The organism is Glaciimonas sp. OK215 (assembly GCF_057787885.1).
In genome coordinates this window covers 1854233-1876158 of sequence record NZ_CM173544.1, presented here as the reverse complement: position 1 = coordinate 1876158, position 21926 = coordinate 1854233, and the positions used below count along the sequence as shown (strand labels likewise).

General features: G+C 59.0%; 17 protein-coding genes. 10 read left to right on the top strand and 7 right to left on the bottom strand.

What is annotated here, in order from left to right; genetic code table 11:
* Positions 1–7 precede the first annotated feature (7 nt).
* The gene (locus AC3CHX_RS08455) at positions 8–835 is read right to left on the bottom strand and encodes an IclR family transcriptional regulator (protein WP_488643599.1); all 828 of its coding nucleotides are present in this window, start codon (positions 833–835) and stop codon (positions 8–10) included.
* Between the two features lie 194 nt (positions 836–1029).
* Here AC3CHX_RS08455 and AC3CHX_RS08450 point away from each other — a divergent pair, with 194 nt between their 5' ends.
* The 8 genes from AC3CHX_RS08450 to AC3CHX_RS08415 all read left to right on the top strand — a co-directional run bounded on the left by AC3CHX_RS08450 (position 1030) and on the right by AC3CHX_RS08415 (position 10828).
* Positions 1030–1728 (top strand): 3-oxoacid CoA-transferase subunit A, encoded by a 699-nt coding sequence (locus AC3CHX_RS08450; RefSeq protein ID WP_488643598.1) that lies wholly within the window; start codon positions 1030–1032, stop codon positions 1726–1728.
* A 41-nt stretch (positions 1729–1769) separates the two neighbouring features.
* Entirely contained in the window at positions 1770–2411 is a 642-nt protein-coding gene (locus tag AC3CHX_RS08445; RefSeq protein WP_488644766.1) for a 3-oxoacid CoA-transferase subunit B, read from the top strand.
* Positions 2412–2477: 66 nt separating this feature from the next.
* Positions 2478–3680 (top strand): 3-oxoadipyl-CoA thiolase, encoded by a 1203-nt coding sequence (pcaF, locus tag AC3CHX_RS08440; RefSeq protein WP_488643597.1) that lies wholly within the window; start codon positions 2478–2480, stop codon positions 3678–3680.
* Between the two features lie 1008 nt (positions 3681–4688).
* A complete protein-coding gene (locus AC3CHX_RS08435) occupies positions 4689–5102 on the top strand; it encodes a YgiW/YdeI family stress tolerance OB fold protein (RefSeq protein ID WP_488643596.1) in 414 nt (137 codons plus the stop codon).
* An 85-nt stretch (positions 5103–5187) separates the two neighbouring features.
* Positions 5188–6372: an efflux RND transporter periplasmic adaptor subunit gene (locus AC3CHX_RS08430; RefSeq protein ID WP_488643595.1), complete on the top strand. Its 1185-nt coding sequence runs from the start codon at positions 5188–5190 to the stop codon at positions 6370–6372.
* A 2-nt stretch (positions 6373–6374) separates the two neighbouring features.
* The gene (locus AC3CHX_RS08425) at positions 6375–8348 is read left to right on the top strand and encodes a MacB family efflux pump subunit (protein WP_488643594.1); all 1974 of its coding nucleotides are present in this window, start codon (positions 6375–6377) and stop codon (positions 8346–8348) included.
* Positions 8345–9742 carry an efflux transporter outer membrane subunit gene (locus AC3CHX_RS08420; RefSeq protein ID WP_488643593.1) on the top strand — a complete coding sequence of 466 codons (1398 nt, stop codon included), beginning with the start codon at positions 8345–8347 and terminating at the stop codon, positions 9740–9742. The genes AC3CHX_RS08425 and AC3CHX_RS08420 overlap by 4 nt, the downstream gene beginning before the upstream one ends.
* Before the next feature lie 345 nt (positions 9743–10087).
* On the top strand, positions 10088–10828 hold the full coding sequence (locus AC3CHX_RS08415) for an SDR family oxidoreductase (RefSeq protein WP_488643592.1): 741 nt from the start codon (positions 10088–10090) through the stop codon (positions 10826–10828).
* Positions 10829–10931: 103 nt separating this feature from the next.
* Here the strand turns inward: AC3CHX_RS08415 and AC3CHX_RS08410 are convergent, their stop codons facing one another.
* On the bottom strand, positions 10932–14201 hold the full coding sequence (locus tag AC3CHX_RS08410; protein ID WP_488643591.1) for an autotransporter outer membrane beta-barrel domain-containing protein: 3270 nt from the start codon (positions 14199–14201) through the stop codon (positions 10932–10934).
* A gap of 163 nt (positions 14202–14364) precedes the next feature.
* On the opposite strand from AC3CHX_RS08410, the gene AC3CHX_RS08405 reads away from it, so the two are divergent.
* Positions 14365–14745 (top strand): hypothetical protein, encoded by a 381-nt coding sequence (locus tag AC3CHX_RS08405; protein WP_488643590.1) that lies wholly within the window; start codon positions 14365–14367, stop codon positions 14743–14745.
* Positions 14746–14791: 46 nt separating this feature from the next.
* On the opposite strand, the gene AC3CHX_RS08400 is transcribed toward AC3CHX_RS08405, so the two are convergent.
* The 5 genes from AC3CHX_RS08400 to betC all read right to left on the bottom strand — a co-directional run bounded on the left by AC3CHX_RS08400 (position 14792) and on the right by betC (position 20876).
* Positions 14792–15097 (bottom strand): DUF3955 domain-containing protein, encoded by a 306-nt coding sequence (locus AC3CHX_RS08400; protein WP_488643589.1) that lies wholly within the window; start codon positions 15095–15097, stop codon positions 14792–14794.
* Positions 15098–15366: 269 nt separating this feature from the next.
* Positions 15367–17088, bottom strand: coding sequence for a ClcB-like voltage-gated chloride channel protein (locus tag AC3CHX_RS08395; protein WP_488643588.1), 1722 nt, complete (start codon positions 17086–17088; stop codon positions 15367–15369).
* Positions 17089–17118: 30 nt separating this feature from the next.
* A complete protein-coding gene (locus AC3CHX_RS08390; RefSeq protein WP_488643587.1) occupies positions 17119–18252 on the bottom strand; it encodes a porin in 1134 nt (377 codons plus the stop codon).
* Between the two features lie 105 nt (positions 18253–18357).
* Positions 18358–19314 (bottom strand): choline ABC transporter substrate-binding protein, encoded by a 957-nt coding sequence (gene choX / locus AC3CHX_RS08385; RefSeq protein WP_488643586.1) that lies wholly within the window; start codon positions 19312–19314, stop codon positions 18358–18360.
* 41 nt (positions 19315–19355) lie between these two features.
* Complete coding sequence (betC, locus tag AC3CHX_RS08380; RefSeq protein ID WP_488643585.1) at positions 19356–20876, bottom strand: choline-sulfatase; 1521 nt, start codon at positions 20874–20876, stop codon at positions 19356–19358.
* Positions 20877–20981: 105 nt separating this feature from the next.
* On the opposite strand from betC, the gene AC3CHX_RS08375 reads away from it, so the two are divergent.
* The gene (locus AC3CHX_RS08375; protein WP_488643584.1) at positions 20982–21893 is read left to right on the top strand and encodes a choline sulfate utilization transcriptional regulator; all 912 of its coding nucleotides are present in this window, start codon (positions 20982–20984) and stop codon (positions 21891–21893) included.
* Positions 21894–21926: the final 33 nt, after the last annotated feature.

The following is a 21926-nucleotide window of genomic DNA, read 5'->3' as shown; positions in this document are numbered from 1 at the left end:
GCGCGCATCATTGCTGCGCGCGTACCAGCATATTGATTTTTGCCGCAGCGGCCAGCAACTTGGGCAGGCAGTTTTCCAGCAAGCTGGCCGGGCCCGGATTATTGACCTGACCGCTGATGTTGATCGCCGCCACGACCCGGCCGTTACGATCGACAATCGGTGCGGCCAGCGATACCAGGCCGGGCTCCAGTTCCCCGCTAACCATGCACCAGCCCTGGATCCGTACCTGTTCGATCGCTTCCAGCAGGCGCTCCGGATCGACGATTGTGTGCGGCGTCAGGGGCAGCAACGCCATGCCGGCCAGGCGCTCCCTGAGCGTCGCAGGCGGCAAGCCTGCCAGCAATACGCGTCCCATTGACGTGCAATATGCAGGCAGGCGGCTGCCGACGCCGAGATTGATCGACATGATCTTGTGGGCCGGCACCCGCAATACATAGACGATCTCGGCGCCGTCCAGCACCGCGGCAGAGCAGGATTGCCGCAGGCTTTCCACCAGTTCTTCCATCACCGGCTGCGCCTGGTTCCATACCGGCAGCGATGACAGGTAGGCGAAACCCAGCTCCAGCACTTTCGGCGTCAAACGAAACAGGCGCCCTTCTGCCTCGACATACCCGAGATGCAATAGGGTCAGCAAGATGCGGCGCGCGCCGGCGCGGGTCAGCTCGGCCCGTTCGGCGACTTCGGACAGGGTTTGGGCGGGGGCGTCGGCGCCGAAACTGCGCAGCACGGCGAGCCCGCGGGCGAAGGACTGGACATAGCTGTCGCCCGGTTTGGGATCGGAGGAAAGAGCGTCCTCAGTCGCGATCTTGGTGTTTACCGTTACGGAATCCGGCATGGATCGTCCTCTTCATTTGATGTATTTATTGGCAAGCCGGCAGCAAGCAATCCAAAGACGGCCTAAGCGCATGAGTTGGGGATTGACAAGCTGCGGTCAGCTGTCTATTCTTACCCAATAAGTTCTAAATGCGAATATTTGTTCATTGTAAGAACTTTATTGTTTGTTTTCAACCATTTGTTCGTATAAAAAACATGATCAACAAAATTTTTCCCTCGGTAGCAGAAGCACTGGCAAATATTCACGATGGCGCAACGGTCATGATCGGCGGTTTTGGCGGCGCCGGCCAGCCAGCCGAATTGATCGACGGCCTGATTGCGCAAGGTGCGAAAGACCTGGTCATCGTCAACAACAATGCCGGCAATGGCGATACCGGCCTGGCCGCCCTGTTAAAGAATGGTCAGGTGCGCAAGATCATTTGCTCGTTCCCGCGCCAGGCTGACTCGCATGTGTTCGACGCCTTATATCGCGCCGGCAAGCTGGAACTGGAACTGGTCCCGCAAGGCAACCTGGCCGAACGGATTCGTGCCGCGGGTGCGGGTATCGGCGCCTTCTTCACGCCGACCGGTTTTGGCACCGAACTCGCCGCTGGCAAGGAAACGCGCGCCATCAACGGTCGCATGTATGTGCTGGAATATCCGGTCCATGCCGATTTTGCACTGATCAAGGCGGAGTGCGGCGACCGCTGGGGCAATCTGACGTATCGCAAGACCGCGCGCAATTTCGGACCGATCATGGCCAGCGCAGCCAAGGTCACGATCGCATCGGTGCACGACATCGTGGAATTGGGCAGCCTCGATCCGGAGGCCGTTATCACGCCCGGCCTGTACGTGCAGCGCGTAGTGCAAGTGCCGCGCACCGCAACCGGCCCGGCCGGCTTCAAGGCAGCCTGAGGGAGAACAGAATGAGCGAGAAAATGATGAGTGAAACCAAGATGAACAAGTGGACCAGAGAACAAATGGCGCTGCGCGTGGCGCAGGATATTGCCGACGGCGACGTCGTCAACCTCGGGATTGGCTTGCCGACGATGGTCGCCAATCACTTGCCGAGCGATCGGGAAGTGATTCTGCACAGCGAAAACGGCGTGATCGGCATGGGACCGGCACCCGCCAAAGGCGAAGAAGACTACGACTTGATCAACGCCGGCAAGCAACCGGTGACGCTGTTGCCGGGCGGCTGTTACTTCCATCACGCCGACAGTTTCGCGATGATGCGCGGCGGCCATCTGGATGTGTGCGTACTCGGCGCGTTCCAGGTGTCAGTCGGCGGTGACCTGGCCAACTGGCACACCGGCGCGCCGGACGCGATCCCGGCCGTCGGCGGCGCGATGGATCTCGCCATCGGCGCCAAGAAAACTTACGTGATGATGGAACACCTGACCAAAGCCGGCGCCAGCAAACTGGTTCCCGCCTGTACCTACCCGCTGACCGGCGTCGGCTGCGTCAGCCGGATTTATACCGATCTGGCCGTGATCGACCTGAGCGCGGATGGCGCCACGGTGATCGACATCGTTGCGGGAATGACTTTCGATGAATTGCAAAAAGTGACTGCGGTAGCGCTGGTCAACGCTTGCTGATCCTGCCGCTGTACGTATAACGCCGACGTTTAACTATCATTTTTTATTTAGATTCAGGAGATTCCGATGTCCCATGCTTTCATTTGCGACGCCCAGCGCACACCCTTCGGCCGCTACGGCGGCGCGTTATCCGGCATCCGCGCCGACGATCTCGGGGCGATTCCGATTCGCGCGCTGATCGCGCGTAACCCGCAGGTCGACTGGCAAGCCGTGGCCGATGTGATCTACGGTTGCGCCAACCAGGCCGGCGAAGACAATCGGAACGTCGCCCGCATGTCGGCCCTGCTGGCCGGCTTGCCTCTGGAAGTTCCCGGCGCGACCGTCAACCGCCTGTGCGGCTCGGGGCTGGATGCGATCGGCACTGCCGCCCGCGCCATCAGGAGCGGCGAGGCCGGCCTGATGATCGCCGGCGGCGTCGAAAGCATGAGCCGCGCACCGTTCGTCATGGCCAAGGCGGAAAGCGCATTTTCGCGTGCAGCAAAAATCGAGGATACCACCATCGGCTGGCGCTTCATCAACGCCCTGATGAAGGCGCAATACGGGGTCGACTCGATGCCCGAGACCGCCGAAAATGTCGCTACGGAATACGGCATCAATCGCGCAGATCAAGACCAGATGGCGCTGGCCAGCCAAATGAAAGCCATCGCCGCGCAACAAGCCGGCTTCTTCGATAGCGAGATCACGCCGGTAACGATCACCCCGAAAAAAGGCGATCCAATCGTCGTCAGCCGGGACGAGCATCCGCGCGCCACTTCGCTCGAAGCGCTGGCAAAACTCAAACCCATCGTCAAAGCCGACGGCAGCGTCACCGCCGGCAATGCTTCCGGCGTAAATGACGGCGCCTGCGCCCTGCTGCTGGCCAACGAAGCCAGCGCGGCCAAATACAGCCTGACGCCGAAGGCGCGTATCGTCGGCATGGCGACGGCCGGTGTGGCGCCGCGCGTGATGGGCATCGGACCATTTCCGGCGACGCAAAAAGTGCTGGAACTGACCGGCCTGAAGCTGGCCCAGTTCGATGTCATCGAACTCAATGAAGCGTTCGCCGCGCAAGGCCTCGCCGTGCTGCGCCAACTGGGCCTGCAGGACGACGACCCGCGCGTCAATCCGAACGGCGGCGCCATCGCACTCGGGCATCCCCTGGGCGCATCCGGCGCCCGCCTGGTAGCCACCGCCGTCAACCAGTTGCAACGGACCAATGGACGCTATGCCTTGTGCACGATGTGCATCGGCGTCGGGCAAGGCATTGCGCTGGTGCTGGAACGGGTTTAACGAAAGATAGTATGGGCCGGCGCTGTGACATGGATTTCAGTTCACGCGCCGCGCCGACGCCATCGATACCGGCACGCCATCAGGCCGTTGCTTCCATATATCACGATCTGTCTGACCGACATGGCGCGGAACTGATGGTCGAGCGCACCCGTACAGGGTTGAAATTAAAAACCTCTGAGTCAGAGGCCATTGTGCAGGAACATCCCCGTACTTTTAGTTCCGGCCCTTGCTTGCAAAATCCATGGGCGTTACCTTCTTGCTCGTGGTGCTTATCGTGCCATTCGCTGCAAAAGTCAGGGGCGCCTCCTTGGCCGCTGTCGTTATCTTGCCATTCGCTGCGTACCCGCTGCCTGGGAGAAGGCCGACCAGGAAAACCCCGACGCACGCTGCAACCATACTCTTTGCTTTAAAAATCTTTCCGGCTTCCATACTCGCCCTCCATCGTTAATTAAGCCCCCGCCTGGCAAAGCAAGTACCCGTTTGACGCCGTCATAGCAAGGTGAGATTAGACGTTTGATCATAGAAGCTGCCGGCAGGAACGTATGTAGGAGAAATCCGAAAAACAGCGGAAGACTGCCTGCAAGAGCAGGCTCCTATTAAAAAATATCGTCAAATTCCATAAGTCATCTTTTGGAAGGTTGCGGCAACGGCGATCAGGTCGGCGCAGGTACTGTCTCTACCCTCGCAACGCAATCGCCATCTCGATAGAATCGCGGCGCAGGGGCAGCTGAGCCCGCATCCGTCTACTGTTAGCACGCCACCGCTTAGCCCATAGGGGTCACGCAGACCGAATCCAACAACGCATGTTGCCCTCCCACTTCAAACGGAGAAAACACTACGATTAATAGGAATTTTCCTACATGCATATGGGTTCGTTCTTTTTAAAATACGAGTGCAAGAGATTCAGCTTGAAATCCAGGGCCTGATAGCATCAGGGTCAGCAAACAACAGATACCGTGCTGAACCGAAGCTATCAATCATTTCCATCGTTGTTAACAAGGACAGCACATGCATCGCATTAGCAAACTGATCGTCATCACTCTTCTGGCCGCCGGCTCAAGCGCAGTCATCGCACAGAGCAGCGGCTATACCGGCCCATCCGGAACGCCCTCCACACCGGCCAGTCCGAATTATTCCGGGCCATCAACCGTGCCGGACATGACTGCCAGACAGTTGCTGGAAAATGGCGTGGATGATCAATATGCGACCCTGAGAGGAAAACTGGTACGCCACACCGGCGGCAAGCAGTACGTTCTGGCTGACGCCAGCGGCGAAATACAGGTAGAAATTCCAGCTAAATATTTTCCGGCAAACCAAACCATCGACGCCAATACAGCGGTCGAACTGACCGGAAAATTCGACAAGGAACATTTCGGCACGTCGGAACTGGAAGTCAAACACATCAAGGTGATTTCCAAATAAATGGGATGCGACGACTGAATGGCTGGCGTAAAGACAGCTACTCAGTCGTCCTCCCCACACAATCAATTCCGTTCCTAAATGCGTTTTGAATAAAAAATTCATTACTTTCCTGATCTCCGCAGCCGTGCTCCTGCTGGCGGCATTCGCTCTCTACCGATTCTCCTTTCCGACTGATAAGGACCCGGAATACCTGACCGCACCGGTCACTGTCACCGACATTCAAGACACAGTCCTCGCCAGCGGTTCACTGGAAGCATTGCAACAGGTGAATGTCGGCGCCCAGGTATCCGGCCAACTCAAATCACTCAAGGTGGTACTCGGGCAGGAAGTTAAAAAGGGCCAACTGGTCGCCGAGATCGACTCGTTGACGCAGCAAAACGCGTTGCAAAATGCCCGGTCGGCGCTGACCCAGGTGCGCGCCCAACTACGCTCCAAACAGGCAAGCCTGGCCCAGGCCCAGTTGAATTTCAAGCGCCAGCAACGCTTGCTGGCCGGCGACGCAAGTTCGCGTGAGAGCTATGAAAGCGCCTCGGCAACGCGGCAAGCCACGCTGGCGGACATTGACGCGCTGAATGCGCAAATCGAACAAGCCAGGATCACGGTCGATACCGCGCTGCTGAATCTCGGCTATACCCGAATTATTGCGCCTATGGATGGCAAGGTCGTGTCGATCGTGACCAAGGAAGGACAAACCGTCAATTCCGCCCAGCTGGCGCCGACCATCATCATTCTGGCCGAATTGAAAACCATGACGGTCAAGGCCCTGGTTTCCGAAGCCGACGTGATTCGCGTCAAGCCGCAACAACCAGTCTTCTTTACGATTCTGGGAGATCCCGATCAACGCTTCCATGGAACGCTGCGTACTGTCGATCCCGCCCCGGATTCGATTAGCACCGATGCAAGCGACAGCAGAAATAAAAGCAATGCAACTGCTGCCCCGATTTATTACAACGCTTTGTTTGACGTCCCCAATCCAGACAACAAACTGCGGATTTCGATGACGGCACAAGTCTCGATTGTAGTGCAGCAAGCCAAAGGCGCACTGGCAATCCCCTCGACGGCCCTGGGTGAGCGGGGCAAGGATGGCCGCTATCAGGTCAGGGTGCTGGAAACCAGGAACGGCAAGCACGCTGTGTCCACACGCCAGGTACGGATAGGCATCAACAACATGCATGCACAAGTGCTGGATGGCTTAAAGGCGGGAGAACAGGTCATCATCGGCGAAGCCGGCAGCAGCACTGACCAAAATGCCATGGTCATGGGCTACTAAGCATGACGCCCGCCTTATTAGAACTGACCGCACTGTCTCGACGGTTTCCGTCCGGCGAAGAAACCGTCACCGTACTTAAAAACATCAACCTGAAGATTGCCGCGGGAGAAATGGTGGCCCTGGTCGGCCCGTCAGGCTCAGGCAAATCGACGTTGATGAACATCCTCGGCTGCCTGGACCGCCCCAGTAGCGGCAGTTACCATGTCGCGGGCCACGCCACCGGCGACATGCAAGCCGCTGCGCTGGCGCAATTGCGACGGGAACATTTCGGTTTCATTTTCCAGCGTTATCATCTGTTACCGGATTTGGATGCGCTCGGCAATGTCGAAATCCCGGCGATCTACGCAGGCACACCGGCGGCCGCACGAAAAAGGCGCGCACACGCCTTGCTGAGCCGGCTGGGACTGGCCAACCGCACCCATCATCGGCCCGGTCAATTGTCCGGCGGTCAGCAGCAGCGCGTCAGTATCGCCCGCTCGCTGATGAACGGCGGCCAGGTGATACTGGCCGATGAACCGACCGGTGCTCTGGATAGTCATAGCGGCCAGGAAGTCATCAGGATTTTGCAGGAGCTGCATGCCGAAGGCCATACCGTGATCATCGTCACGCACGACATGCAGGTCGCCGAGTACGCACAGCGCATCATTGAAATCAGCGACGGCGAAATCATCGCCGATCGCCTGCGGACCGGGAACGCCGGCGCTACGGCAGCGGCGTCGGCAACACGCGCCGACCGGCCGCACATCGATCTGCGTCAGGAGTCGTCATGGCGCGCCATCGGCGCCAGCCTGATCGAAGCCTGCAAGATGGCGTTGCTATCGATGAATGCACATCGGCTGCGCAGCTTCCTGACCATGCTGGGCATCATCATCGGCATTGCGTCGGTGGTCTCGGTGGTCGCGCTGGGCGAAGGATCGCGCCGGAAAATTCTGCAAGACATCAGTTTTCTGGGGACCAATACCATCACGATTTATCCCGGCAAAGACTGGGGTGACGAAAAAGCTGCGGCACTGCGCACGCTGGTCTCGGCCGATGCCGATGCGCTGGCGCAGCAGGTCTATGCCGACAGCGCCACACCCGGCGTCACGACCGCGACGACGGTGCGCTATCGGAATCTGTCGGTCAGCGCCTCGCTGGAGGGCGTCGGTGGGCAGCATTTTCGGGTGCATGGCATACAAATGGCCGAAGGCACGTCATTCACGGCGGCCAGCATCAGGCACCAGATGCAAGAGGTGGTGATCGATCACAATACCCGCCAGAAATTATTCGGCACCGACGGCAACCCGCTCGGGCAGGTGCTGATGCTGGGGAATATCCCCTGCCGCATCATCGGCGTCGCAAAAAAAGAACGGAATGCGTATGGCGGCGACAACAACCTGACTTTATGGGTCCCATACACCACTGCCCTCACACGGATCATGGGCCAGTCGCATCTGCAATCGATCAAGGTGCGTATCAGCGATGCGGCTTCGCCCAGTGCGGCGGAACAAAGCATCGTCAAATTATTAAGCCAGCGCCACGGCGGCAAAGACTTCTTTATCCTGAACAGCGACAGCATCCGCAAGACGTATGAAGCGGCTACTGCCACCATGACGCTGCTGATGTCGATGATCGCCGTGATCTCGCTAGTGGTCGGCGGCATCGGCGTGATGAACATCATGCTGGTATCGGTCACCGAGCGCATCCAGGAAATCGGCGTACGGATGGCGGTCGGCGCGCGCCAGGCCGATATCATGCGCCAATTCCTGATCGAAGCGATCCTGGTCTGCCTGCTGGGCGGCATCCTGGGGATCGCCCTGGCGCTCGGGATCGGCGCCCTGTTTTCCGGCATGGGCGGCAATTTCCAGATGCATTATTCGCCCACCTCCATCGTGGTGGCTTGCACTTGTTCGACCCTGATCGGCATCGTCTTCGGCTTTTTACCGGCACGCAATGCCGCGCGCCTGGACCCTGTCGAGGCCCTGGCACGAGAATGACCACAATGCGATATTTCAACACGACCATCGGTGTGATCGCAGCCAGCTTGCTCGTCGGCTGCGCTCCACTACACACGCCCTGCCGGCAAGCAGCAATTGCGACGCCCGCAGAATGGCAAAACAGCGCTGCCGCCACCGGAGCCAGCATCACGTTGAAGGACCGCTGGTGGCAGAATTTTAACGATCCGCAGTTGAATCAATTGATTGAACTGGCGCTGGCGCGGAATAACGATCTGGCCGCGGCGGCGATCCTGGTGCTGCGCGCGCAATTGCAAGCCGGATTGACGGCACCTAATTCCGCTGTCTCACTCAATATAAGCACTAGCAACAGCCGCAATCTGCGCGCTGCGCCGAACCCCGCGCGCAACCGGTCGCTCAGCGGCGCAGTCAGCTATGAACTGGATCTGTGGGGCAAACTGTCCAGCCAGCGCGACGCTGCCGCATGGGAGGCATTGGCGACTGCCGAGGATCGCGACAGCGCCGCACTATCCCTGATCGGCACCACCGCCACCTTGTACTGGAAAATTGCCAACCTGCAGCAGCATATAGCCGTCAGCCAGCAAAGCATTGCCTATGTCGGCAAGATCCTGGCACTGGTCCGCTTGCAACACGACGCCGGTGCGGTATCGACGCTGGAAGTGCTGGAAGCCGAGCGCTCGCTGACATCGCAACAGGCCAGCCATACCCAGCTGCTGCACCAGCTGGTGGAAACGCGCGCCGCGCTGGCGCTCCTGTTCGACGGCCCGCCGCAAACCCGCTACCCCGACCCCGAGTTGCGCGCGCTGTCTGTCGACCCGCTGCCGTCGATCGATGCCGGTTTGCCGTCGGAATTGCTGAGCCGCCGGCCCGACTTGCGTGCGGCAGAACTTCGCCTGCGCAAAATGCTGGCCGGCGTCGACGCCACGCGCGCCAGCTTTTACCCGGCATTCACGCTGACCGGATCGCTTGGCAGCACCAGCACGGCATTGCTGAACCTGCTGCAAAATCCGGTGGCAACCTTGGGCGCCGGGTTGACCCTCCCGTTTTTGCAATGGCATCAAATGCAATTGAACATCAAGGTGTCTCAGGCCGACTATGAAAAAGCCGTGATCGACTTTCGCCAAACTTTTTATAAAGCGTTGAGCGATGTAGAAATCGCCTTGTCCGCACGCAGCCAACTCCAGGATCAGGGACGCAAGCTAACGCAAGCACTGGCAGCGGCAAGCGCGATTGAACGCCTGTATCAAGAGCGCTATCGCGCCGGTGCGGCGCCACTCAGGATCTGGCTCGACGCACAAGAAACGCAGCGTGCTGCCGAGATCGCACTGGCGGACAACAACTTGAATCTGCTGATTGCTCAGGTCAAGCTGTACCAAGCCTTGGGCGGCGACGCGATCGCTGCCGGTCAGGAGTAATTCGAGACCATGTAGAAAATACTATCTGGAATAGCCAACACGGCCGAGTTGTGTCCCTCATTTTTGCCTTTGGCACTGCACGAAGATTATTCCACTTTCGGCTTTTACAGCGCACGCAATACTCCTTCCAGGATATTTCCCGCATGCACAATAGGATTTTTCCTACATACGGGATCATTCCACTATCAGATAATCGGCAACTGCAAAAAGCCAAGCAACGCATCTCAGGAAGCTCTTACAGCGTAGTGTGCAAAATAATTTCCGCAGTCAGTCACGTAGTGAATCAATTTCACGCAGACAAATTCTTCGCTATTTTTCTTATTCATCGTTACCCAAGGACACCTCATGCAAAACTTACAAGACAAAGTCGCTATCGTCACCGGCGCTTCACGCGGCATCGGCGCCCATATTGCCGCGATGCTAGCGCAGGCCGGCGCCAAGGTCATCGTCAATTATGCTGACAATCAGCTTGCCGCAGACAAGGTAGTCAGCGCGATCGAACAAGCTGGCGGCAGCGCCTTCGCGGTGCAAGCCGATGTCAGTCAGCCGGCCCAGGCCACAGCACTATTCGACGCGACGATCGCGCGCTTCGGCAAGGTCGATATTCTGGTCAACAATGCCGGGATTCTGTTCAGCAAGAAGCTACAGGACACCGGCGACGATGAATTTGATCGAATCTTCAGCATTAACGTTAAGGGTGTCTTCAACCTGCTGCGCGAGTCCGCTACCCGACTTCAGGATGGCGGCCGCATCGTCAACGTCTCCAACAGTATGACCCGTATGCTGATGCCAGCCTACGGCGCGTATGCTGCGACAAAAGGCGCGGTAGAGCAATTGACCCGCACCTTTGCCAAAGAGGTCGGTGCCCGCAACATCACCGTCAACGCGATCTCGCCGGGACCGACCAATACCCCGTTATTTCATCAGGGAAAACCCGAGGCCGTGGTTAAACATCTGGCCTCAATGGCCGCATTTGGCCGTATCGGCGAACCGGAAGATATTGCGCGTGTCGTGCTGTTTCTCAGTAGCGACCAGGCTGGCTGGATCACGGGACAAAATCTGCCTGCGAATGGTGGATTGGCATAAAACCGGAACCGAGAAAAATCGAGACGGCCGTATGCGCCGGCTTGCCGACCAAGATTGCGCTGCTGAGCACTGTCTCGTCAGCAGCGCAATGCGTCGCGCCGAATCAGAAGCGCCAGGTCGCGGACAGGTTGCCGGTCACGGCGTCATAGCCTGGACGCAGCAGATCGCTGGATAGCTGCGCGCCAACGGCAACATCCGTGTTCAGGTTATAGGTCAACCCGGCCCCCACCCCCAGGGAATCGCGCCCGCCAAGATTGTTTTTGCTGCTGAAGCCGGCGTTTTGATAGCCGACGAAGCTGGCTTGTTGCGTAAGGCCGCCCTGCAGCAGCTCTCTGTCCCAACTCAGCTGGAGATCCGCTTTCAGGGCGGAACCGGCTTTCGCCGGCAGATTCAGGCTGGCGTTAACGCCGATACTTGAGCGCAGCGAGTTGAGATGGCTGGCGGACAGTTTCAGGCGGCTGCCGGCGTCACCGGATTCCGTCACCTCCGGGCGCGACAATAGCGTGTAGTTGAGGGCTGCCATCGGCCCTGCGCTCAGGGTCTCGCTCAACTCCCAGCGATACCCGCCGCCGACCATCGCCGTTGCGTTCAGTCCGGTCCAGTCAGCACGCTGTGTGCTGGCGTAATCTTCGACGCTGATGCGGCGCTCCATTTTGCCGTCCTCGACGCCGATGCGTGCATGACCAAACAGATAAGTCCCGGCCATCGGATCGGCCCCATAGCGGGCATGCACCCCGACATCGAACGCCATCGTTTCCCCTTTGGCATTGTCCGGTCCCTTGACGCTGACCGATTGTCCGCTGGCCGCGCCATGGACGCCCAGCACCCAGTCACGATACCGGGTACTTTGCTTTTCGGCGCCAAACACCACGCCGGCGCCGGACCCGGCATACCCGACCCTGGAACCCAGACTGCTCTGGCTGAATCCGCCGCCAAACGGGATCGCAAAACTGCGCCATTCATTCGTTGCAAGCTGCGGCGCAAAGCCGCGCCCGCTCACGAGGTCGGAAATCTGATGTTCGCGGTTTAACGCAGTGGCGAAGAGCGCGCTGTAGGACGCCGGTGAAAGTTGCGCCAGCGCGTTGCCCACGCTCGATCCATTCGGCGCGGAGAAATCGAGGGTGCGATACAGCGGTTGCAGGTCCGGGCCTGCGCTGGCGACCAGCCCGTCCAGCGCCGTTCCCACCTGGCGGGCGTTCTCATTTTGCGCATACCGGCTGTAGGCATCCGCCCGGCGCGCGACGCCGAACCGGTATGTGTTGTTGCCAAGCGGAGTCGCGTCAAATGTCAGCGTTGGCGAAGCCATCTGGCTGTTCACCGTGGCAAACGCACCGTGCGCGCTGGTCGCCTGCAGCAGCGTATCGGAACGCATGGTCCAGCTGTTGGCGTACCAGTCGCGGCGCGGCGCCAGCGTGAGCTGGCCGTCCAGTTCCGCGTTGCCCGCGATGTTCAGCGTGGCATGACCGCCGTTGCCATCGACCGCCATCAACAGCCTGCCTGTCGCGCCCTGCCGGTAGTTGCCGGCGATGTCCATCCGCCCCGTCCAGTCTGCCATCGCATTCCCCGGCGACAGCGTCCCGTTATTGATAAAAGCGCCGTCGGCATTCAGCGCGTAGCTGCTGCTCCCCGCCAGCGTCGCGCCGGCGGAAACTTCTGCGCTGTAAATCCGATGCGCGCCGTTCAGTGAAGTGTAGCCGCCCTGCGCCGCCAGCGCCAGATTGTCGATGCCATCAATATTGCCCTGGTAGTTGAACACGAAATACGCGTCCGCTTGTCCGCTCGCGCGTCCCTGCGCATCCGCTACCTGGCCGAATGAGAGCCGGGTCAGGCGCTGCCGCCCCTGCGCATCGCGTTGGTTGTAGTGAGAGATGATGTCACCCTGCAACTGCGCGCCCTGCAGGATGTTGATGCGGTTGACCAGCGCGTTATCCGACATGTAGATCGCGGCGGCCTTGCCGGCCAGACGCCCGCTGACGTCGAAGCGGTCGACCAGGGCGCCGTTTAATTCATCCAGAAGCGGAGGCGACCGCCAGGAACTCGACCGGATATACGATCCGCGATATTCGGTGTTGTTGCCTACCGCGTTATTGCCAAAATCAAAGCTTGCGGCAATCCCGTCCTGCCCCATGGCCTGTACGTCGCCGCGCTGAACCAGGTTGTGATCCTTACCGTAAGCCACCATCAGCCCGCGGCCGTTGAGGCCGTCGGCATGGATACGGGTGCCAGGCGCTACCACCATTGTGTTGCCGACGCCGTCAATCCGTACCCCGGCCCCACCCGCACCGTTGGTCAGCAAATCGGCCTGCTGCAACAGCGCGTTGCCGCTGCCGTAAATGTGCAAGCCCAGGCCCAGGGTCGCGCTGTTGTATTGGCCCGGCAAATATCCAGTGCCACTGGCATTGCGCCGGAAGAAACCGTGATTGTTGACGATCGTCTGGCCATTGCCGTACAGCGAATAGCCGTAGAAATTACGCCGGTCGATGTTGTATCCCATGTCTTGCAGCGTCGCCAGTTCCGCTTCCATAAAGGTGGTGTAGTTACGGTAATTTTGATGGCTCATCAAGCTGTTTGTGAGTTCGATGTGGCTCATGTAGTTACCATCAATGCGACCGTCTTCCGTAAGAAGTTTTACCGGCACACCGCGTAATCCGCCGGCCAGCACCTCATCCACATGCTCGCCGGTGAAATAGGCTTGATCCTTGCGCACATCAAAACCGCTCGGGTCGTACGGCTTCCTGCATGGTCCACAGAGGATCACCTGCCCTGGTCGCGCCGGGTTACCGTTATCATCGCGTAAATGTTCGGCCCAGGAGCCTAAGGTCTTGTCGTACTTCCCCAGACTCACCGGGTTAATGATCCCCAAACCATGCGCCAGTTCATGGAATGCCACCCCATAAAGATCAACCTGGCCGGAGCGCGGCAACTGCGAGGGAACATAGTCCAGCGTATCGAAATCCAGTTTCCCGATGACAAATCCAGCGTGGACGTCACCGGTCGGCACGCCTGTAGGCTGACCCTGCAAGGCAGCTTGCAGTTGTGTCAGGCTGAATGCGCTGTCTTCAGAAACAAATTGACTCTCGCCAAACGCGTTCGGATCGTCAAAAGTGCTGACGCCGATAATAGCGGGGTGCTGCCCGGCAGGTTGAATAATTTCCGCCCAATACGACATTGCAGCCAGAATTTTTTTCTTTTGCGGGGCTGATAAACCCCAGGTCGCAGCCCCACCAACATCGCCCGGCTCATCAAAGAGAATTTGAAAAATACCCACCCCTGCCGGGTTATATACCGTGTGCGTCTCCAACGCGAAAGCAGACACTGCCGGGAATGCGAGGGCAACACAAACGGCAAGCTTGCTAACGGCAAATCTACGCATGGTTTTCATACAAGAACCTATCTCTTTATTGGTAATCAAGCGGATTGATGGCGCATTCCGTGAGAGAAACCGTCCCTGAAATATCGCCTTCCACAGATGGCGGAAAATTGGCGTTATTTCGGAAAGGCAAAAGCGGCTCTGAAAGAAATTCTCTTTGCAGAGGATGGTCTTCGACAACCGGACTAGGCCGACCGGCGATGGCCTTTTCGATTACCCCGGTATGTGGATAACGTTGAAATGGTATGAGGGGGCGCCAGGAATGTATGTAGGAAATATCTGTTTAGAAGGTGCTCAAACTCTCTCTTTCGAGCAACCATGGGTACAAAGAGAAGACGATATTTTGATATCGGCCAATCTCCACGGAGCAGCAACCGTTTCAGATGATGGTGTCGATGCCGAAGGCAAGGGACTCGAGGACATCGCCGATCCGCTGACCTTGGTCAGAGTGAGCGGCGTTCAGGGGGCGCTGGTCTTGGACATGTGGATGAGGCGTGGCGGGATAGCTGCAAGCCGTTTCATTGGCATGCGGATTTCCATCCGTTAAAGTCCGTCGGCAGATTCGACGTGGTGAGGAATCCGCCATAAGGGCATCAACGACGCTTCCTGAGCTTGATGGCCATATCTAATATGGCCAGCACGATGGCAACAAACAAGAAGAAATAGCTGATGGGGATAAGCCTGAACAGCGGTTCGTGCAGGGAACCATCGGTATCAATCCAAGTGGTTTTATCTGAGAGCAGGAAAATTGTTACCCAACCTGCAATGGACAGGCATAGCGCCAGAACCCAAGTCAGGCGCAAAAAATTTCTTTTGCCAGACAATGCTGTACTAGGTGTATCGCCTGCTCCGTTTGGGGCGTCGGTGTGGCCCGGGATCTGTTGATTGCCATTATTCATGATTTCATCCAATAGTCGTTGTGGTCTTCGTCGTCGGCGCCCTGGCGTACAGCGGGCAGTTGCGTCAATACCTTGGGCAGCGCCGAGCGGCGATGGCCGTCTTGATTACCCCGATGTGTTGATAACGCTGAAATGTTATTAGGGGGCGCCAAGAATGTATGTAGGAAATATCTGTTTAGAACGGGCTCAAATCGCGGATGCCGCCAGGTGAATGCCCCACCACATTGGCATACGCCGGTTTCCAGTCGATCAAGACGCCAAACAACGCATCAACATGCGAGCTGCATGCGGAAATACGCATCCAGCAATGACGTCTTGTAGACCACCCCGATCAGCCTGGGGTCCAGCTCGCTCTCGACCACCGGCAGGCGCTCGCCCTGAAACGCCATGAAGTGCCGGAGCGCGACGCCTAGCGGCATGTCGGGGGTCAGCACAGTAAACCGGGGTTGCAGATACGCAGCCGCAGTCTTGGTCGAGGTATCGCACTTATCGAGCAGATCGGCGGTAATGTCCTGTAACGCGACCACGCCCTGGAAGCGCTCGGCCGCATCGATCACATACAGATACTTGACCGGATTTACCAGGAACACACGGGCCATCTCCGGCACGCCCGCAGTCAGCGGCAGCACCGTGCCGGCCGGCTTGATGAGCGCGCGCATCCGCGTCGCGCGCAAACGCAGACCTTCCTTTTCGGCGCGATTGCGGCGCAGCGTGACTTCGTACATTGATGTCGGCGCAATGGTCCGTGCAATGCAATAGGCGACGACGCAGGCAAGCATCAGCGGCAATACCAGCTGATAACTCAAGGTCATTTCGAAAATCATCAGAATCGCCATCAGCGGGGCATGGGTGGCAGCGCTGAGAAACGCTCCCATGCCCACCATTGCATAGGCAAACGGCAAGGATGTCGTGTGGGGCCAGATGGCGTGCAGCGCCTGTCCGAACAGGCAACCGAGCACCGCGCCGACAAACAGCGTCGGCGTAAAGATGCCTCCCACCGCCCCCGAACCGGAGGTCGCCGCGGTCGCCGCGATCTTCAGCAACAGGACGCTGAGCAGCGCGCCCCAGGCCCACTGCTGGTGCAGGATCGCATTCACCACGCTGTATCCGTTGCCCCATACCTCGGGGGCCTGGATCGACAACAGGCCGACCAGCAAGCCGCCCAAAGCCAGGCGCAGCGGCAGCGCCAAGCCGAGTTTTGCAAAACCCGCTTTCGACGCATTCAGAAGCCGCAGGAAATGCGGCGCGCTGAGTCCGCATAGCGCACCCAGCGCGACGAACAGCAGTACCTCGATGCCGGTCACTGCAGGAAATACAGGCATCTCGTAAGGCGGTCGATAACCGGCGAATTCACGCATCGTCAGGTTCGCGACCACCGAGGCGACCAGGACCGGCCCGAAGCTCGCCATCGCCATCGAACCAAGCACGATCTCGGTGACAAAAAACGCCCCTGCTAGCGGCGCGTTGTAGGCGGACGTGATCCCGGCTGCCGCGCCGCAAGCGACCAGCAGGCGCAAGCGCGGCGGATCGAAATGCAGCCGGCGGCCGAACAGCGACGCGCACAGCGCAGCGAGTTGCACCATCGAGCCTTCACGTCCGATCGAGCCGCCGCTCGCAATCGTGAACAGCGAAGATAAGCTGCGCCAGAGACTTTGACGCAGCGAGATCACACCTTCGCCAATGGTGATCGCTTCCATATAGTCGCTGTTGAATTTCTGATCGGCGTGCGGTTGGGTACATGAGCGGGAAAGTACGAGACACACGCCGGCGCATAGCCCGCCGCCGGCGGGCACCCAGATGCGCACCGTCCACGGCATGCCGCGCGCCATATCGACCAGGCTGCCGCTATGCCCGGCAATCGCTGTTTGCAGCAGCGCGATACCTTCGCGGAACGCCATCGTGGCCAGCGCGCCGATGGCACCGACCAGCGCGGCCCAACCCAACATCGTATGGTCATCCGAGAGCCGGGGCGCATTAAAGGGAGTTTTCATGGCAATCGCAGAGGTATGCGTAAACCCTCGTTAAAACTTATGCCGCAAGCCAATCCGCACAGCCGATTGCGTACTGGTACTTGATGGCTCGAAGCTATAACCGATGACCGCATTGGTATTGCTCGATGCCTTCAAATAATCCGCCGAGGCATACACAGCGGTACGCTTGGAAAGACTGTAAGTCAGCCCCGCACTCAACTGATTCCAGCGCGATGCTTCAAACGTCGTGTGCTGATAACCCAGCACGCCCAGCATGGACGGCGTGAGCTGATACGTTCCGCCAATTTCTTCCACACGCATTTGCGAAGATTGACCAAAGCCCTTGAATTTCGTATCGGTGAAGTTGCCCATCAGCGCGAATGGCCCAAACACATATTGCGCACCGATCGCGAAGATGCCCTGGCTATCGACCTGGAACGGGTTGCTGGCATACAAGTCGGTGACCGCGCCGGTGACCGGATCCACCGTGGCGACTTGTTGCCCCAGGAACGATTTGACGCCGATCGCCGCGAACGGATCGAGCGCGGCGACGCCCGACGGATTATTCAGGCGGGTATACGCGACGCCGGTGGTGAACGGGCCGTTGACGTAATGCGCACCGGCGCTCCAGGCACTCCCGGCATGCAGGTTACCGGCCACCTCGCCAAAGGAATACATGCCGCCGTAGGTGAAGCCGTTAAGATTGGCGCTGGAGAACTTGACCGAATTCTTCAGCCGGTCAAGATTGAAGCGGTCGAAGTCGCCTTGGTGGATGGCGTAACCGCTGGCGTAGGCGCTGACGTTGAATTCCTCGGCGTAATCCGCAATGAAGTCGTATTGATTGCCCAGGGTGAGAGCGCCCCATGGATTCTCCAGTCCGACATAGGCTTGCCGGCCGAACAAGGCGCCCCCTTGCCGGAGCGCCCCGGTGCCCAGGTGAAAGCCGTTCTCCAGGACGAATACGGCCTTGGTGCCGCCGCCCAGATCTTCCGTGCCCTTGAATCCCAGCCGATTTCCCAAACTGACGCTATCGTCGAATTTGGTGTTGCGGGCGCCGCCCTCGTTGCTGACGGAGGTGATCCCGCCATCGAGGACACCGTACATGGTGACATTGCTTTGGGCTTGCGCGACGCCGCTGATCGCCGCGATCCCGCTCAACAAAAGCAGACATTTAATCCTGTTCATTTGACTCCCCCTTAATAATAGTGTTGCCCAGCCGTGAGTAATTGACCGCTGCTTATCCGCCGGTTCGCCCCTGCTGCGAATCAGCGTTTATCAGCGCGGCCAGCATCAGTTCTGCCCGAGCAGCTTCCTGACTGCAGATAACCCGTCTTCGCCGCTGCGCGTCTTTACACCCGCCAGCCAGGCGTCCAGCATTTTCGGATTCGCTTTCAGCTGATGCAGCGCTGCCGCTTTCGCGTCGATTTTCTGGTCGAGTACATCGCTAATGATCTGATTCTCGAGATCGACGTTGAACTCCAGCTGGCTGAACAGGCGGCCCACATTCGGACATTGGGCGGCGTACCCGCGACGCGCCACGGTGTTGACCGTAGCGCTGCCGTAGTTAGGGCCGAAGTAATCCTTGTCGCCATCCAGATAATTGATGTGAAACCTTGTGTTCATCTGATGCGGTTCCCAGGCCAGGAAGACGATCCAGTCTTTCGACCGTTCCTTGCGCGCAACCTGGCTCAGCATGCTTTGTTCGCTCGACTCCACCAGCGTCCAGCCGGCCAGGCCATAGCTCTTGGCATCGAGCATTTTTTTGATGTTCTGATTGGCCGGGGAACCGGGTTCGATACCGTAGATTTTGTGCTCGAACTTATCCGCGAATCTGGCCAGATCGCCAAAATTCCTGACGCCGGCGTTTGCCACATAATCCGGAACGGCAAGGGTGAACTTGGCGTTGGGCAGGTTCGCATGCACGACCTCGATTTTGCCTTCCTTGATGATCGGCTCGATGAGTGGCTTCTGGGCCGGCATCCAGTTGCCGAGGAAGACGTCGATTTGCTCCTTCTGCATCCCGACATACGTAATCGGAACCGAGAGGGTGGATACCTTTTGCTCGTAGCCAAGTGCGCTCAGCAAGATGCCGGCGATCGCATTGGTAGAGGTAATATCAGTCCAGCCCGGGTCTGCCATGCGTACCAGCTTGCAAGCGTCGGGGTCGGCGCTGAATGCACTTTGACTTGCCAGCAGCGTCCCGGCGATCAGGCAGACGGATGCCACTAAGCTACGTTTTTTCCACATGATGCACTCCTTAGTTAAAAGATTAAATCGTCTTAATTAGTTCACTTCACTTTGGGAAAACGCGCCCTCGCCTCAAGCGCGTCGAGATCGATGTGATTGCGCATGAAGCGCTGGCTGGCATCTTGAAACGGTTGATAGTCCCAGGGCTGGTGCCTGCCGGCGCTTTGGGCGCTGAAGTGGAAGCGGCGCCGGCGCTGGCTGGCGATCACCTGCGCATGCAGCTGCGGCAGGTCCCACCTGGCGCCGACTTCATCCCGGAATTCCCGCACCAGCGCGGCAGCGGCGGGTACCTCGGCCAGGTTGTTCAGCTCGTCGGGATCGTGGGCGAGGTCATACAGCTGGTCGGGGTCGGCCGGCGAGTGGATAAACTTGTGCTGCCCGCGCCGGATCATGACGATCGGCGCAATCGCACCTTCTCCGAAATACTCGCCGCTGACTTCGTCATGGCCGCCGCTACCTTGCAGATGCGGCAGCAGGCTGCGGCCGTCAATCGGCTCCGGATAACACGGCGCGGCGCCATCGAAGGCCAGATCGACCAGCGTTGGCAGAATATCGACCAGCGATACCGACGCGGCGACACGGTGCGCCCGGAAACGCTCCGGCGCATGCACAATCAGCGGTATGCGGCAAGCATTCTCGAAGAAGCTCATTTTGTACCAGAGTCCGCGTTCGCCCAGCATATCGCCATGATCGGCCAGCACGATGATGATGGTGTCGTCGGCCAGCCCGCTTTCTTCGAGCGTGCGCTGGACGCGGCCGATCTGCTCGTCCACGTAAGAGACGGCGCCGTAATAGGCGCGGCGCGCATTCCGGACCTGCTGCTCCGTCACCGGCGTGCGATCCATGTCGCTGACGTGGCGCAGCCGTTGCGAGTGGGGATCGCGCTGCTCCGGCGCCAGCGTCACCCGCGGCAGATCGATCTGCTCGTCCCGATACAGGTTCCAATACTGCTCTGGAATGGCGTAGGGATCATGCGGATGCGTCATCGACACCACCAGGCAGAACGGCCGCTCATCGCTGTCGCGCGCGATGTCGAACAGCTTTTGTTGCGCGGCGAACACCACTGCATCGTCGAAGTCGAGCTGGTTGGTACGGATGCACGGCCCGGCATCGATCACCGATTGCATGTTGTGATACCAACTCGGCCGCTGGTCCGGACGCTCCCAATCGGGCGTCCAGCCGAAATCCGCCGGATAGATATCGGTTGTCAGCCGTTCTTCGAAACCATGCAACTGGTCGGCCCCGCAGAAATGCATCTTGCCGGACAGGACGGTGCGGTAGCCGGCGTGGCGCAGGTAGTGGCCAAAGGTCAGCACCTCCGACCCCAGCTCGGCAGCGTTGTCGTAGGCGCCGATAGCCGACGGCAACTTTCCTGACATGAAAACGTAGCGCGACGGTGCGCACAGCGGGCTGTTGCAATAGGCGGAGTCGAACACAACGCCCTCGGCTGCGAGCGCGTCAAGGTTGGGGGTCTTGGTGATCCGATTGTCGTAGGCTGCCAGCGCCGTAGGCGTCAACTGATCGGCCATCAGAATCAAAATGTTTGGCTTGCGGGTACTCATGAAACGTTCCTTGCATAAGTTTGATTTATGGGATGAATTCAGTCTATCATCGCGTTTTCAGGGGTGTGAAGACTGAAAATAATTATGGATACATAAGGAATTATTATGGCAACGCGATCCCGCCTGCCGCCGCTGCAGACCTTGGCTTTCTTCGAAGCAGCGGCGCGCCACCTGAATTTCACCGCAGCGGCACAGGAGCTTGGCTCCAGCCAGCCGGCGGTCAGTCAGCGCATCGGTTTGCTGGAGGATGACCTGGGCGTACCGCTGTTCAAACGGGAACATCGCGGCGTCTCCTTGACCGCCGATGGGGTCCACCTGTTTGAGGCCGTGCATGAAAGTCTGGGCGGCATCGGCGATGCCGTAGCGAAAATCCGCTCGCGCCGTACGCGCCAGGTGCTGACCGTGGCGACCGACTTCGGTTTCGCCGCCTACTGGCTGATGCCAAGACTGGCCGCCCTGCGCGAACTGGTGCCGAATCTGGATGTGCGTATCGTGACTTCTCAGAACGAATTCGATATTCGCGGAGAGCCGGTGGACGTCGCCATCGCTTTCGGCGCGGGTCAATGGCCCGGCTGTGCGGCCGAACCGCTGTTCCCGGAAATCGTCATCCCCGTCTGCAGCCCCGGCTTCCTGGCCAGGCATGCCCTGAGCGGCGATTCTGCCGACCTGACGCGCTTGCCCTTGCTCCATCTTGAGAGCGCAGAGCCCGCGCGTTGGCTCACCTGGGAGAATTGGTTTGCGCTACATGACGTAGCGACGAACACTGAGAGCCATGACCTCACCCTGAACAACTACGCGCTCGTGATTCAGGCGGCCACTGCCGGGCAAGGAGTGGCGTTGGGATGGGTGCCGCTGGTTGACGAACTGCTGAATAGCGGCCAACTGGTGACTGCCGTCGATCGGCCGCTGAGGACCGAGCGCGGTTACTTCCTGGTCCAGCCAAATTCGCAGCGCTCGCCGGAATCGCTCAGCCGCTTCCGCCAATGGATCATCGGCGAGTGTAGACGCGCGTCCTGATGCGTCGGTAGCTGGATGTCTCGCTTGTCCGCC